The organism is Vibrio sp. (genome assembly GCF_984391705.1).
The window spans coordinates 1-14,440 of record NZ_CFHWOM010000032.1; the positions used below are offsets into that span (position 1 = coordinate 1).

The following is a 14,440-nucleotide window of genomic DNA, read 5'->3' on the forward strand; positions in this document are numbered from 1 at the left end:
CAGGTATGGACGCATCTCCAAAAGGTGTTGCAGCGTTCCTATCTGAGCACGCAGAAGACCTAAGCAAGTAATTGCTTAAACGCACCTAAGCTCAAAGGGTGTGATGGTTGGACGATATAAAGCTAATTAAAATAAGCACTAAGTGCACAGCAAACGCCAATCAGTTATAAGTAAAGTCTTAATCGAAAGCCCGAAGCAATGCTTCGGGTTTTTTTATACCTCTTTCTGCCCCTCCCCCTATATAGGCAGAAAGACAACATATCGCTAAAGAGACAAAAAATATCGGTTTACAGACTTTCTCGATTTCAGCCCTTTAAAGTCCCGATGGCTCTCTTTATGATGACTCTAACTTAATTTGAGAGAGCAACGACGCCCTCTAACCAAATACAAACACGGAGATTCAACATGGCTTACTTTTCTCTTGCTTTTGGTACCGCGACTAAAAACCGCGACGGCAAAATCATTGAAGCATTTTTTCCAAACCCAGTACTAAACCCTGCAGATGCACTTGTTGACGCAGTCGCAAAAGTGGCAGGTTACGAGCAAGGCAACCAAGCTATCGAAATCTCTGCAGCGCAAAGTGCTGAGCTTGTCGCAGCGTTTGAAGCAAACGGTGATACCGCAAACGCGGCATTCGCAGCGAAAGCAGCAGAATCAGCTCAACCACTTGTGCTTGTTGTTCTTGCAACTGATGAAAAACCTGCATCGGTTGCTGAAGGTTTCCTAAAGCTACAACTTATCTCTAACCGTCTAGTTCAGCCACACGGCACAGTACTTGATGGTATCTTTGGTCTGCTACATAACATCGCGTGGACAAATGAAGGCCCAATCGATCTACCTGAACTTGCTGAGCGTCAAATCGAAGCTCGCTTAGCGGGTCGCGCACTGTCTGTAGACTGTGTCGACAAATTCCCTAAAATGGTCGATTACGTTGTGCCAGCAGGTGTTCGTATTGCAGATACGTCTCGCGTTCGTCTTGGCGCACACGTTGGCGAAGGTACAACAGTTATGCATGAAGGCTTCATCAACTTCAACGCGGGCACAACTGGCGTGAGCATGGTTGAAGGCCGAATTTCTGCTGGTGTTGTCGTTGGTAACGGCTCAGACATCGGTGGCGGTGCCTCTATTATGGGTACACTATCTGGTGGTGGTACTGTTGTTGTTTCTATCGGTGAAAACTCACTGCTAGGTGCAAACGCGGGTCTTGGTTTCCCTCTAGGCGACCGTTGTACGGTTGAATCTGGTCTGTACGTAACCGCAGGCTCTAAAGTACGCATGCTAGACTCTTCTGGCCAAGAAGTAGAAGTGGTTAAAGCGCGCGACCTAGCTGGCGTGTCTGATCTTCTATTCCGTCGCAACTCTGTTACGGGTCAAATCGAATGTCTTGCAAACAAGTCAGCGGTTGAGCTAAACAGCGAACTACACAGCAACAACTAAAGCTAAGCGAATTCTATAAGCCGGGCTTCATAGCCCGGCTTTTTTGGACCCCGATTCCCTTAACGTGGCGCGATGCAGCGCACTCCTGACACTCGCCAAAGCAATCACTTTATGGAACGGAATAATCACAAATAAGTAGCTATACCCAATCCAGCTATAGGTGTTTACTAGTGTCGATAACGTAAACTGCCCTGGCCCACTTTTCAGTACCGACAAGCTCACCTGCATATGCTTGTCGCGTGTCGTACAAATTATCTCGCTCTCTGATAACCACTCGACTTGATGCAACCCAGGTGTGCAACCTTGCTCAAGCTGCTCTGCGCTTAAACCCTCTTCTCTTTTTGAAACCGCAAAACCTAAAGGTTCAACTAGGCGATTTCTAACCGCCAGCAAAGCTTCAACAAAAGCGGGCAGATGACCAAAAATATCCACATAGACTTGCGCTGGGCTACGCTCAAGATCAGCGAGATAAAAGCTCAAACTGTCACTAAAACCTCTTTTGTCCTGACGGCCTGCTAATCGGCTACATGTAGGAATACCTCCTGTTGTAATCCTCATCAAATCAGTTCCTTAACCATTTTCTTTAAAGCAGCCCTCACTTCAACGCCCCCGATAATGGCTAAGAACATTAAAGCTCCAGGTATCAGAATCATCATAAGCAGTGGCCGGAGAAGATAGGAGAAACACAATAGGCCCGGAATGAATATCCCCCACCGGCATAAATGAACGATGAAATTTCTAAGTATACTTTCCATAGTTGACCTCAAACAAAAAATGAGCGCGCTCAATTTTATAAATGAGCACGCTCAAATTGTCAATATCTCGTACAAAGAGTATGATTCAAACATAAGATCGAGAGCTGGAATCGAGATGAGTAAACGAGAGCAAACGAGACAAAAAATCCTTACAGCGGCATGGCAACTATTTGAAACCCAAGGCTATCAAGAAACTTCAACCCGTCAGATCGCTCGACATGCTGGCGTCGCTGATGGCACGGTGTTTAGCCACTTTGATACCAAACTAGCCATTCTTAGAGAAGGCATGTTGAGCCAACTTGCTCAACTTTCACAGCAAGCTCTCAGCTCCCCAACTCAAGATGCACTTGAACTGGGTATGCAATTTTCGCAAACCTACTATCGTTATTACTTTGCTAACATCAATCTTAGCCGCGCATTACTTAAAGAAGTCATATGGGATATGGACTACTACCAATCCTTTAATCGATCACTGTTCGAAGCGACCATCTTGCCTCCTTCAGTCATCAACAAGATGCCCGTGATCCTAGACTGCTATTTTATGACTCTGATTAGCCACCTAAGTAAAAACCAACCGGATGTAGAACTGGCACTCGAAGAGCTTGAATACAAATATCGAGTGCTACTTGGTGAGTCTTGATTAGCAATAATAAGTTTCGAACGAACAAATACTCGACATCACGGAACCACAACACTCAACAACATCCACTCCAAAATTAACATCTCATTGACATTTTTATGCTCGAACGCTCATTTTGAGCGTTTTTTGGTTTTCGTATTGATAGGACTGTGGAAAATGGGGAACGTGATAGAAAAGATCGCATGATGCGCTTGCTTACCATGCTAAAGACTAAAATATAGATAAGAGACCAAAAAAAGGATTGCAACCATGACTGAGCAAAAATACATTGTCGCGCTCGATCAAGGCACCACCAGCTCCCGTGCCGTGATTTTGGACCACGATGCAAATATCGTGAGTATATCTCAGCGCGAATTCACTCAGATTTATCCTCAGTCCGGTTGGGTAGAACACGATCCTCTAGAAATCTGGGCAACGCAAAGCTCAACCTTTATAGAAACTTTAGCAAAATCAGGGATTAGCAGCGATCAATTAGCGGCTATTGGCATTACCAACCAACGAGAAACCACCATCGTATGGAACAAAGAAACAGGCAAACCTGTTTACAATGCCATTGTTTGGCAATGCCGTCGTACAGCTGAAATCTGCGAGGAACTAAAAGCCCGTGGCTTAGAAGAATATGTAAGAGAGAACACAGGGCTAGTGTTAGACCCGTACTTCTCTGGCACCAAAGTAAAATGGATTCTGGATAACGTAGAAGGTGCGAGAGAAGCCGCTGAAGCTGGCAAACTATTATTTGGTACTGTCGATACGTGGTTAGTATGGAAAATGACCCAAGGCCGCGTTCATGTTACCGACTACACGAATGCATCACGTACCATGCTTTTTAATATCAATACCCTCACTTGGGACCAAAAGCTGCTCGATGAAATGGGGATTCCTGCATCAATGATGCCGGAGGTTAAACGCTCTTCCGAAGTGTATGGTCAAACCAACATTGGTGGCAAAGGGGGAACTCGCATCCCAATCGCTGGCATTGCAGGAGACCAGCAAGCAGCACTGTATGGGCAGATGTGTGTTGAAGCAGGACAAGCGAAAAACACCTATGGTACTGGCTGCTTCTTACTCATGAACACAGGGCAAGAGAAGGTAACATCAAAAAATGGCCTACTCACCACCCTAGCTTGCGGCCCCAAAGGAGAGCCGGCTTACGCATTAGAAGGCGCGGTATTCATGGGCGGTGCTTCTATTCAATGGCTGCGTGATGAAATGAAATTGCTCGCTGATGCGAAAGATTCAGAATACTTTGCGACAAAAGTAGACTCTTCAAACGGTGTTTATGTGGTCCCTGCTTTTACTGGCCTTGGCGCCCCTTACTGGGATGCTTACGCCCGCGGCACCATTGTCGGCCTCACTCGAGGCGTAAGTTCAAACCACATTATTCGTGCAACTTTAGAAGGCATCGCCTACCAAACAAGAGATGTACTCGATGCCATGCAAGCAGACTCTGGCATCCAATTAGCCAACCTTCGCGTTGACGGCGGAGCAGTGGCCAATAACTTCCTAATGCAATTTCAATCCGATGTTCTTAATACCGAAGTACACAGACCGCAAGTCACCGAAGTGACTGCGTTAGGGGCAGCATACCTTGCTGGCCTTGCGGTTGGCTATTGGGGTAGCATTGATGAACTGCAAGATAAAGCTGTGCTAGACCGCACGTTTGAGCCTCATGACTGTGAAGAAAAACGCAACCGCCGCTATAAGGGTTGGAAACGCGCAGTTAAGTGCGCTCAAGTATGGGCTGAGATGCACACTGAAGAGGATTAACCTTTAAAACCCCAGTTTAAATTACAAAAGAGCGTCAATTTAGACGCTCTTTTTTGCGCTTCAGCCCTGATTCCTTCGACACTAAACTTCTCACAACGAACGAATTCGAGCACAATAAACCAAAATATTGTTTTCGAATTTGACGCATTGAGTGCAATGCCTAACTCGCAGGAGCGATAAGTGAAGCAAGTACCAAGACATCAGCAAATTGTAGAGCTGGTGCAAAAGCAAGGTTATGTCAGTACTGATGAACTAGTAGAGCAATTCAATGTAAGCCCTCAAACCATTCGCCGTGATTTGAATGAGCTGGCAGATGCCAATAAAATCCGCCGTTACCATGGTGGTGCAACAATCCCATTAAGCTCGGAAAACACCTCTTATAACACGCGAAAAAGCTTAAACTTTAACGAAAAAGACGTTATCGCCGAAGAGGTAGTTAAACATATTCCTGATGGCGCGACCCTATTTATCGATATTGGCACCACCCCAGAAGCGGTAGCTCGGGCACTAAACAAAAATCATAAACAACTTCGGATTGTCACCAATAACATCAATGTTGCGACTATTTTGTTACCTAACCCTGAGTTTAAAGTGATATTGGCTGGTGGTGAGGTACGCAATAGAGACGGCGGGATCGTTGGTGAAGCAACACTAGACTTCGTAAAACAGTTTCGGCTCGATTTCGGTATCTTAGGTATCAGCGGTATCGACTTCGACGGCTCCCTACTCGACTTTGATTATCATGAAGTTCGCGTCAAGCAGGCTATCATCGAAAACAGCCGTAGCGTTTTCTTAGCGGTAGACCACTCTAAGTTTGGCCGCAATGCGATGGTGAAATTAGGTAACATCTCCCAGTTGCACATGCTGTTCACAGACAAACAACCTCCTAAAGAGATTCAAACCATATTAAAAGAATACGCCATTCCTCTAGAAGTGGTCGCAAGTTAACGCTATTTACATACTTGAAACACTGGCAACAAACCACAAGCCTCTATGACTATATAGAGGCTTTTTTTGTGCATAAATCACACAAAACGCTCACAAACGAAAATAAATAATGATCCAAAACGAAACTACCGCTACGATTCCATTATGTTCATTAATGCTCGTTCGCTCAAAAGGATCTATTTATGAGTCTCAATAACACTGCTGCCAATTCCCCTTTGGATCTTATTATCATTGGTGGCGGGATCAATGGAGCCGGAATTGCCGCTGACGCTTCTGGCCGAGGACTTTCCGTTGGTTTATATGAAGCCAGTGATTTTGCCTCTGCCACCTCTTCTGCTAGCTCCAAATTAATCCATGGTGGCCTACGTTACTTAGAGCATTACGAGTTCCGCTTAGTATCCGAAGCTCTTGCAGAAAGAGAAGTCTTACTAAGCAAGGCACCGCATATCGCACAACCGATGCGCTTTCGCTTACCTCACCGACCATTTTTGCGCCCTGCTTGGATGATTCGCTGCGGACTATTCCTGTATGATCATCTAGGCAAACGTACCACTCTGCCTGCCAGTGAATCGATCAACTTATCCGAATCAGGCTTACTCAAACAAGAAATGAAAAAAGGCTTTGAGTATTCTGACTGTTGGGTCGACGACGCGCGCTTGGTATTGCTCAATGTTATGGAAGCTCGAGAGAATGGCGCAGAGATCCGCAACTATTGCAAAGTTGAGGGGGCGACTCGTAAAGGCGATTTATGGCATGTTTCGATCCTAAACGTGATGACAGGAGAACGCTTTGAGCGTCGAGCGAAAGCCCTCGTTAACGCCGCTGGTCCTTGGGTAAAACAGTTCTACGATGATGGCCTAGAGCAAGTCTCACCAAGAAACATCCGTCTAATCAAAGGCTCCCATATCGTCATACCTCGAATTCATGATGAGCCTCAAGCCTACATTTTGCAGAACAAAGACAACCGCATCGTCTTTATGATCCCTTACTTAGATAAGTTCTCGATCATTGGCACTACAGACGTTGAATATAAAGGCGATCCAAGAGAGGTATCCATATCAAAAGAGGAAGTGGATTACTTAATTGATATCGTCAACCAGCACTTTGTTCAACAAGTCAGTCACGATGACGTGGTCTGGAGCTATAGTGGCGTTAGACCTTTGTGTGATGATGAGTCAGATTCGCCTCAAGCGATAACACGCGACTACACATTGGAGCTTGAGGCAGAGTTCGATCAAGCTCCTCTACTGTCCATTTTCGGTGGTAAACTCACCACCTACCGAAAACTGGCGGAATCAGCGATGAGAAAGCTAGAGCCTTTCTTCCCAAATATGGGCTCCCCTTGGACAGCAAGACAAGCGCTACCTGGAGGCAATTTTAGTTGTACGAGAGAACAGCTCGCCGAGACGATCCACTCTCAATACACTTGGCTGCCACTCACCCTAATTCAACGCTACGTGACCCAGTTTGGCACTCGAACTTGGCAACTACTTGAAAACACGAATGGGCTTGAAGAGATGGGGATTAAGTTTAGTGATTCCGCGGAAGGAATATTCCAGAAAGAGATCGATTATTTGATCGATAATGAGTTTGCCCAAACTTGTGAGGATATATTATGGCGCCGCACTAAGCTTGGGTTGTATATATCAGAGCAAGAGCAAAGCTCGATAACCGACTACGTACAAACTCTATCTGAAGAGGCTGTAATTAGCTTATCCCAAGTGGGCTAAAGAACCTTTTCCTCCAAGGTGAAGCCTCCTGTAACTTTCACCTTGGAGGCTTTTATTCTGCACTTTTAACCTGGGTGCCCATCGACTCTTGGCTTTGTGAGCATCGCGCCAAACTTGTAAACAAACAGACCAAATGCCAGTGCCCAAAGGGAAGCACTTATGTTTACCCACAGCATCATATTGGCAGGGTCGAAAGCGACACCTAAGCTACGCACCACCGCAGCAGCAATGATTGCGGCAAATGCGATCGCCATATTCGGTCCTTGATAGATAGCGCGCCCTGTGTGACCCATTGTCACTCGTGCAATCATCGCCAAGATCACCCCACCTATCGCGCCTATGGCGAACAAGTGCAACATATTGTGTGAAGCAAATGGGTTAGTCATCAGGCCACGCAACAATAGGCTGACGGGAATACATAAATAGGTAGCGTGCAGTGACCATACTAGTGGCTCACTAAGAGTTCGCCACGGCTGCCAGCGCATCACTCGAACTAAATGTGCTAAGCCAGAAATCACCATTAACGGTTGACCTAGCTGAGCAAAAGTCATGGGGAAAAAGCTTAAAATAAACAAACCCGCCAATGGGAGATTCGCGATCCAATCTAACCATACGAGCGGTTGAGGCTTGTCAAAGCTAAAGCGGCGCGCCGTAAAAAACGGAATGACTCGGCTGCCCATAATGGAAAGCAGCAAGGTAAACCACCAAAGCATCGCTTGCCAAACCGCAGATGCTGGAAATGGAGGCATCCCCTTTATCGCTGCATAACTGGCAAAATTCGCAGCAATGGCCAAAACAAACAGAGGAACAAAAAACAGGTTACGCCAACCTTTTGCTTTTACAACTCTGTGACCAACTTCGTACGCAGTCAGTGCAAGAAACAGAGCTTCAATACTGGAAATTAACCACAGTGGCGCTGGTGTCCAAAACAAGACTCTAGGTAAAAGCCAGAGTACGACTAACAACCCTAAACGGTGATGCTTGGTACCATTAATTCCAGTCCAGTTTTGTACCGCAGTTAAGACAAAGCCAACCACAATGGCCATGGCAAAGCCAAATAGCATCTCATGAACATGCCACCAAAGCGCCGGGACCTTTAGCGCTGAAGGCTGACCCGATTGAAACATCCATACCCAGACAAGAATAGAAAAAACGGCATAAACAGAGCCGAGTAAAAAGAAAGGTCTAAAGCCTAAACGTAACAGAGGTGGGATTGCCTCTTCGACTTTTTTGTCGGTAATATTGAGCACTGAGTGACTCCTAATGCATACACTATCAAAAACATACTTACTTCGTATCGCAAGAAACGTTCCAACTTACTAAGCCCCTACATTTCTGGCTTTAGTCACGCAAAATTAAACAGTATAAGTCAATATGACCCTACAAAAATAAGTCATTAAGACTCAACGATGTCATTGTTATCACTTTTCATCTTCCATTAAAGTCGGTAGTTTAAAACCGTATGAATTGGCAAATTTAAATCGAGCCAGACAGAGGAGAAAGGGATGACCCACTACATTTTCGGCTATGGCAGTTTAATGAACTCTGCATCACGTCAATTGACGGGGCAAACCTCGCCGGCGATTCCCGCGACCGCGCATGGGTTTAAACGTTATTGGGGAAAAGTGGATGACAGTTACATACTCTCTCCACTTGTCGTCGATAAAGGGGAAGGCCTAGTTAATGGCGTTTTATTGAAAGTCGACGAGAAAGGGTTACAAGAGTTTGACCGACGCGAGCGTGGTTATCAAAGAGTCAATATTGAACTCGTACAGCTCGATTGCCAGCAAGACCTGTCTGAACACGATCGTATTTGGGTTTACATTAAAGATTGCCCAGAGCCGCCCTGCTCACTTAGCCCCATCATGCAAACTTATGTCGATACGGTTCTAGCCGGCTGTTTAGAAATCTCAGAACATTTTGCCAAGCAGTTTGTTGAGCACACAATTGGTTGGCATTTCCCATTAGAGAATGACCGCCACCAGCCTAAGTACGGAAATTTAGCAGGAGTAAAACCAGAGCACCACAATCAGATCGATGCTCTGGTGGCTGAAGCGAGAGCCTGAACGTCAGCCAAATTAAAAGCGAGAGTAATCACTCTCGCACACTACTTTTCTTAAGCCACGCCATGGCCTTTTGATGCCGTCCAAATTCGGTACCATTGCTCTTTCGTCAAAGACAGCTCTAGCGCACCAACCGCCGTTTTAACGCGCTCGATTTTACCACTACCAAGGATAGGCAAAGGATTAGAAGGTAAGCGCATTACCCAAGCGTACACCACTTGATCAATAGAGCTCGCGCCAATTTCTTCGGCCACTTCATTAAGCGTCGTTCGTAGACGGCTCAACTGTTCACTGTCACCACTAAACAACTCACCTTTTGCTAAACATGACCACGCCATTGGTTGAATGCGCGCCTGTTGGAGCAGCTCAAGCGTACCATCTTCCGTCACTTGTAAGTTAACTGGGTTGATTTCAACCTGATTAGTGATGAGTGGCGTGTCTAAGCGAGATTGAAGCAATGCAAATTGTGCTGGAGTAAAATTCGAAACTCCGAAATGCTTTACTTTGCCTACTTGCTTAAGCTGAGCAAACGCTTCAGCGGCCTCATCAGCATCCATCAACAAATCTGGACGATGAAGAAGCAACACATCTAAGTGATCAATGTTAAGACGCATTAACGATTCATCGACAGATTTTAGAATCGCATTTTTACTGCTGTCATAGTGATTGACCTGGTTACCATAACCACGGTAGATCCCACACTTTGATACGATTTGAATTTGTTCTCGCAAACCACTATCAAGCGCCAGTACTTCACCAAACAATCGCTCACACGCTGATTCAGGACCGTAAACGGGAGCATGATCGACGGTGGTGATACCCAACTCCACATGTTGTTTTACAAAGGCATGGTGCTGCTGAGTCGTCATCCCCCACTCAGCCATACGCCAGTAGCCTTGAATCATTGGTGAAAACACAGAGTGTTCTTTTTGCATGCTTACATCCCTACTCATATAGGCCAACCAAAGCGTAGGCCAACTATTTAACTGCTTTCACTATACGCCCGAGTTACGCAGTGATTAACCCCACGTTTGAGAAAATATAATTCTATATAGAGAACAATAAATATAACTTAGTGCACTATGTTGAATTATAATCTCCCAAACGGGGTAGATAATGGGTGATAAACTATGCATAAAATGCACAAGCGATTTGAGCGTTACGCTCTGTTTAGTGAGGTCGCCAATCAGCTCAGTTTTTCAAAAGCCGCCGATCATTTAGGCATATCGCGAAGTTACCTCTCTTCACAAATTCAGGAGTTAGAGCAAGAGCTAGAGACGAGCTTGTTAATACGCTCAACTCGAAGTGTGAGGCTCACCTCTGCCGGCGAGAAGATCTTACATAAGATGCAAGGCGTTAATGCGGCTATCTTACAACTGGAGAAAGAGCTAGAGCATACCAAAAACGAGGTGTCAGGAGTGTTAAGGATCACTGCACCAACTATCTTCAGTCACCGCTTTCTGATTACAATCTGCCGCGAGTTTCAAACTCTCCACCCTCAAATTGAATTTGATCTCGACATTGGTTACACCCGAGCAGATCTGACCAAAAGTAACTTTGATCTGGCCATTCGCGCCACTAACAACCCTCCAGAGAATATGGTGGCTAAAAAGCTGATGTCATATCAGCATATTTGCTGTGCCTCACCGAAATACTTAGCGCAAGCAGGGCAGCCAAGTCATCCTCAGCAACTAACACAACACAATTGCTTATCTGATCCCCACCTGACGCGCTGGTCGTTTTTTGATGGCAAACAGCCAATTGAAGTTACCACAGATGGAGACATGTTCATCAACGATAACTTATTGTTACTTGAAGCAGCAAAACAAGGCAAAGGCGTCATTAAAATGCCCAATTATCTTGTCCAGCCTGCCATAGACAGCGGTGACCTAGTTCAGATCCTCGACGATTATTTCATTACCGAAAGTGGCATTTACTTGATATATCCACCTCAACTACGAAGTAGTACCAAGCTATCGGCATTTACTGAGTTCATGCAGCAATGGTTTAATAACAACATTGGAACCTTATCGACAAGCACTTAACCTATGCTTTCTATCACTCTCAATAGCTTTGTACATCGAGTCGCTGATAAATCGGCCGTACTATCGTTGGTCACCCAATTGGGTTGCCAACTTAAACGTATTCGCCGCTCTAGGCACTGGCAACTTAGAGGTGATGAGGAACAACTGCGTGAATTGTGTCAAAGACTCGATACAGAGAACGATCAATGGATAGTCGCAGCGATAGAAAAGTCACTACCAGCACCAGCTATCTGTTTCGAGACTCTGCTTGCTGAGACCCCTTCGATGAGTGTTAGTCAATTGGTGACCCAAACGGGTTGCTCATTAATAGAAGCGCGCCAAGCTCTAGATAAGCTTGAAGGTTTTGAATAGTTGTCACTGGTAACGAGAGGTAGAGTAAACTTTTCTCAATTTGAACCAATTAAAATGACACTCAGTTTCGGCCAATTTACTGTTCGCAAACAGCGAAGTTAAGAGAGCACTATGACCAAGGACCAACTAATACAAGCGCTAAAAGACAATGATTGCCTAGACTTGTTTGAACTCTATTACGAGAACCAACATCGCTCCTTTTACGGTTTGGTTGAAGAGCTGTACCAACTGCGTACTGAGCATGGCTTATCCACGCGTATTTCTCCCTTGCAATCCGAAATTGACACTTTAATCGATGGGAAAGCTTTGCAAGAACTGCCACCCGAGCATTTATCTCGAATCCAGCAAAGCCTCGACTTGAATCAACGAGCACATAAGATGAGCCGATTTATCCTCACCCAAGATAACCATTCCGCATTTGCACCAGCCGTTGAGCTGGTTATGTTTGGCGATTCAATAACCGAATGGGGGCCATGGCATGACGCGTTGCCAAGCATAAAATTGGCTAACCGTGGCCTTGCAGGAGATACCACCTCAGGTATGATTCGTCGACTCAGTACCACCAAAGCATGTCAGCCTAAACTGGTGTGCGTTATGGCAGGAATCAATGACCTTTCCCAAGGCTATTCGGTATCAAAAGTCGTCGAGAACTATCGCCAAATGCTCGATTTTTGGTCGAGTGAAGACATTGAGGTTTGGGTACAATCAACACTTTATGTGGGAGAAAGAATTGGTTCACTCAACCGGCTTGTTGCTGAACTCAACCAAGAGCTGCAAACACTATGCTCCGCCAGAGGACTGCGCTTTATCGATCTCAACGCAACTCTCTCACCACAAGGCAGCTTACCTTTAGAACACAGTTGTGATGATCTGCACTTGAACTCAAACGCTTACAACTTGTGGCTAGACACTTTGTCGCCTTTACTCAGTAGTTACTTTAAAACTAAATAACCAACATACGCCATAGACACCAACCGTAGAGCACGCCTGAAGTATCCTTCAGGCGTATTTCAACAAGCTCTCGCCCAGTGAGCCTGTTTTCGCCTTCGCGGTACATAAAACCGCCTTTTCAGATCATTAACAATGCTCGCTCTATTATTGAGAAAACTCGTAAACTCACACATTGGTTCACCTCCATATGGATTCAATCAATAGAGCGATAAGCGCGAGCAGAACTTGATGATACAAATGTTCCCCTACAAAGCGAGAGCTTGCCGCCCTTTTTCTTACGCACTGAGAATATATTTACCCTTACTATAAGTGTGAATATATAATCGCCAGTTAGACTTTCCTTTTACGCATCCCTATGCCAAATTCAGCCTCTTCCATCGATAAACGAATGAACATTGTCGCGCTCACCTGGCCACTGTTTGTAGAGATCTTGCTGCGAACAGCCCTGAATACCAGTGATGTGTTCATGCTTAGTGGGTATTCAGACAAAGCAGTCTCAGCCGTTGGAGTGATCTCTCAACTGTCATTCTTTTTGATTATTGTTTCTTCAATGGTCAGCAGCGGAACGGGTATACTCATTGCTCAGTACAATGGTTCTAATCGTCATCAAGATTCAGCCTACGTCGGCGTGGCAAGTATTGCCTTATCCATTATTCTTGGTATCAGCTTAAGTGTGATCGCTTTAATTGGTGCCTATCAATTCCTACCTTTGTATGGATTAGAGGCGCAAGTTGAGCAATATGCTCACGAATATCTCGTGATAAGTGGAGCGGTCACATTCAATATCACCATAGGTATTGTACTCACCACCATATTGCGCAGTCATGGCTACTCTCGCTCGCCGATGGTGGTCAATTTGATCAGCGGAGTGATCAATATCATCGGCAATTACATTGCGCTTTATCAGCCTTTTGGCCTACCGGTATATGGTGTAGAAGGCGTAGCCATCGCAACTGTAATCAGCCAAATTACAGGCACATTAATCCTTTGGGCAGTGGTAAAACGTACCGACATACCACTGCCTTTCAATGAATTTCGCCAAATCCCTAAACTTATCTACTCGCGTATTATTAAAATTGGCGTAATGAATGCTGGCGAAGTGCTGTCCTATAACATGGCACAGATCTGCATTACCTTTTTTATTGTTCAAATGGGCACCGCTTCACTAGCGGCATTCACATATGCACAAAATATTGCACGGATCTCATTTGCTTTTGCTTTAGCACTCGGTCAAGGCAGTCAAATCCAAGCGGGCTACTATATCGGTCGAGGATGGATAGATTCGATACTCAAACTGGTTCAACGGTACTTTGTGATTGGGTTTATTGTCTCGACTATTTTGACTGTAATGATCTATTTGCTGCGCGACAGCATTATTCCACTCTTTACTACAGAGCCTGAAATTGCCGCACTTACAGCAACATTAATTGCAGGTTCCATCCTTCTTGAAGCAGGTCGAGTGTTTAACCTGATTTTCATCTCTGCCCTCAAGGCTGCTGGCGACATCAAGTTTCCGGTAAAAATGGGCATTATCAGTATGTGGGGTTGGGGCGTCGCAATGAGTTACCTGTTTGGTGTGCATTGGGGTTATGGGGTGCTGGGCGCATGGATGGCCATAGCCCTCGACGAATGGTTCCGAGGCATCATCATGGCATATCGCTGGCGTTCAAAAAGCTGGACTCGCTTTACCCTCAACTAACTGATTCAAAGCTATAAATTCCACTTGGTCTGGCTTGGTGTTCTACACTTTAAA

At 45.3% G+C, this 14,440-nt stretch carries 13 protein-coding genes and 1 pseudogene; 11 read left to right on the forward strand and 3 right to left on the reverse strand.

Features of this window, described 5'->3' with window-relative positions:
* Positions 1-71, forward strand: a pseudogene (locus AC4MRV_RS14785) (peroxiredoxin); the annotation flags it as partial.
* Positions 72-405: 334 nt separating this feature from the next.
* A complete protein-coding gene (gene dapD, locus AC4MRV_RS14790; RefSeq protein ID WP_491188098.1) occupies positions 406-1,437 on the forward strand; it encodes a 2,3,4,5-tetrahydropyridine-2,6-dicarboxylate N-succinyltransferase in 1,032 nt (343 codons plus the stop codon).
* A 27-nt stretch (positions 1,438-1,464) separates the two neighbouring features.
* On the opposite strand, the gene AC4MRV_RS14795 is transcribed toward dapD, so the two are convergent.
* Complete coding sequence (locus AC4MRV_RS14795; protein WP_491188099.1) at positions 1,465-1,995, reverse strand: DUF2867 domain-containing protein; 531 nt, start codon at positions 1,993-1,995, stop codon at positions 1,465-1,467.
* Positions 1,996-2,307: 312 nt separating this feature from the next.
* On the opposite strand from AC4MRV_RS14795, the gene AC4MRV_RS14800 reads away from it, so the two are divergent.
* The 4 genes from AC4MRV_RS14800 (at position 2,308) to glpD (ending at position 7,277) form a co-directional block, all read left to right on the forward strand.
* Positions 2,308-2,832, forward strand: a complete 525-nt coding sequence (locus AC4MRV_RS14800; protein ID WP_491188100.1) for a TetR/AcrR family transcriptional regulator — start codon at positions 2,308-2,310, stop codon at positions 2,830-2,832.
* A 249-nt stretch (positions 2,833-3,081) separates the two neighbouring features.
* Complete coding sequence (gene glpK, locus AC4MRV_RS14805) at positions 3,082-4,599, forward strand: glycerol kinase GlpK (RefSeq protein ID WP_491188101.1); 1,518 nt, start codon at positions 3,082-3,084, stop codon at positions 4,597-4,599.
* A 180-nt stretch (positions 4,600-4,779) separates the two neighbouring features.
* On the forward strand, positions 4,780-5,547 hold the full coding sequence (locus AC4MRV_RS14810; RefSeq protein ID WP_491188102.1) for a DeoR/GlpR family transcriptional regulator: 768 nt from the start codon (positions 4,780-4,782) through the stop codon (positions 5,545-5,547).
* Positions 5,548-5,729: 182 nt separating this feature from the next.
* The gene (gene glpD, locus AC4MRV_RS14815) at positions 5,730-7,277 is read left to right on the forward strand and encodes a glycerol-3-phosphate dehydrogenase (protein WP_491188103.1); all 1,548 of its coding nucleotides are present in this window, start codon (positions 5,730-5,732) and stop codon (positions 7,275-7,277) included.
* A gap of 65 nt (positions 7,278-7,342) precedes the next feature.
* Here glpD and AC4MRV_RS14820 read toward each other — a convergent pair whose 3' ends face one another.
* Positions 7,343-8,527 (reverse strand): NnrS family protein, encoded by a 1,185-nt coding sequence (locus AC4MRV_RS14820; protein ID WP_491188104.1) that lies wholly within the window; start codon positions 8,525-8,527, stop codon positions 7,343-7,345.
* Positions 8,528-8,782: 255 nt separating this feature from the next.
* Here AC4MRV_RS14820 and AC4MRV_RS14825 point away from each other — a divergent pair, with 255 nt between their 5' ends.
* Positions 8,783-9,343: a gamma-glutamylcyclotransferase family protein gene (locus tag AC4MRV_RS14825; protein ID WP_491188105.1), complete on the forward strand. Its 561-nt coding sequence runs from the start codon at positions 8,783-8,785 to the stop codon at positions 9,341-9,343.
* A gap of 50 nt (positions 9,344-9,393) precedes the next feature.
* On the opposite strand, the gene AC4MRV_RS14830 is transcribed toward AC4MRV_RS14825, so the two are convergent.
* Positions 9,394-10,275, reverse strand: a complete 882-nt coding sequence (locus AC4MRV_RS14830; RefSeq protein ID WP_491188106.1) for an aldo/keto reductase — start codon at positions 10,273-10,275, stop codon at positions 9,394-9,396.
* A 195-nt stretch (positions 10,276-10,470) separates the two neighbouring features.
* On the opposite strand from AC4MRV_RS14830, the gene AC4MRV_RS14835 reads away from it, so the two are divergent.
* From AC4MRV_RS14835 to AC4MRV_RS14850, 4 genes are all read left to right on the forward strand, one after another.
* Positions 10,471-11,385, forward strand: coding sequence for a LysR family transcriptional regulator (locus tag AC4MRV_RS14835; RefSeq protein WP_491188107.1), 915 nt, complete (start codon positions 10,471-10,473; stop codon positions 11,383-11,385).
* A 3-nt stretch (positions 11,386-11,388) separates the two neighbouring features.
* Positions 11,389-11,736: a ribosome recycling factor family protein gene (locus tag AC4MRV_RS14840; RefSeq protein ID WP_491188108.1), complete on the forward strand. Its 348-nt coding sequence runs from the start codon at positions 11,389-11,391 to the stop codon at positions 11,734-11,736.
* A 111-nt stretch (positions 11,737-11,847) separates the two neighbouring features.
* Positions 11,848-12,687: an SGNH/GDSL hydrolase family protein gene (locus AC4MRV_RS14845; protein WP_491188109.1), complete on the forward strand. Its 840-nt coding sequence runs from the start codon at positions 11,848-11,850 to the stop codon at positions 12,685-12,687.
* A gap of 355 nt (positions 12,688-13,042) precedes the next feature.
* Complete coding sequence (locus AC4MRV_RS14850) at positions 13,043-14,386, forward strand: MATE family efflux transporter (RefSeq protein WP_491188110.1); 1,344 nt, start codon at positions 13,043-13,045, stop codon at positions 14,384-14,386.
* The last annotated feature ends 54 nt before the right edge of the window (positions 14,387-14,440 follow it).

Excerpts from the sequence above, each read along its gene's own strand:
- dapD (WP_491188098.1), top strand. The coding sequence starts at position 406 with ATGGCTTACTTTTCTCTTGCTTTTGGTACCGCGACTAAAAACCGCGAC.
- AC4MRV_RS14795 (WP_491188099.1), bottom strand. The coding sequence starts at position 1,995 with ATGAGGATTACAACAGGAGGTATTCCTACATGTAGCCGATTAGCAGGC.
- AC4MRV_RS14800 (WP_491188100.1), top strand. The coding sequence starts at position 2,308 with ATGAGTAAACGAGAGCAAACGAGACAAAAAATCCTTACAGCGGCATGG.
- glpK (WP_491188101.1), top strand. The coding sequence starts at position 3,082 with ATGACTGAGCAAAAATACATTGTCGCGCTCGATCAAGGCACCACCAGC.
- glpD (WP_491188103.1), top strand. The coding sequence starts at position 5,730 with ATGAGTCTCAATAACACTGCTGCCAATTCCCCTTTGGATCTTATTATC.
- AC4MRV_RS14825 (WP_491188105.1), top strand. The coding sequence starts at position 8,783 with ATGACCCACTACATTTTCGGCTATGGCAGTTTAATGAACTCTGCATCA.
- AC4MRV_RS14830 (WP_491188106.1), bottom strand. The coding sequence starts at position 10,275 with ATGCAAAAAGAACACTCTGTGTTTTCACCAATGATTCAAGGCTACTGG.
- AC4MRV_RS14835 (WP_491188107.1), top strand. The coding sequence starts at position 10,471 with ATGCATAAAATGCACAAGCGATTTGAGCGTTACGCTCTGTTTAGTGAG.
- AC4MRV_RS14840 (WP_491188108.1), top strand. The coding sequence starts at position 11,389 with ATGCTTTCTATCACTCTCAATAGCTTTGTACATCGAGTCGCTGATAAA.
- AC4MRV_RS14845 (WP_491188109.1), top strand. The coding sequence starts at position 11,848 with ATGACCAAGGACCAACTAATACAAGCGCTAAAAGACAATGATTGCCTA.
- AC4MRV_RS14850 (WP_491188110.1), top strand. The coding sequence starts at position 13,043 with ATGCCAAATTCAGCCTCTTCCATCGATAAACGAATGAACATTGTCGCG.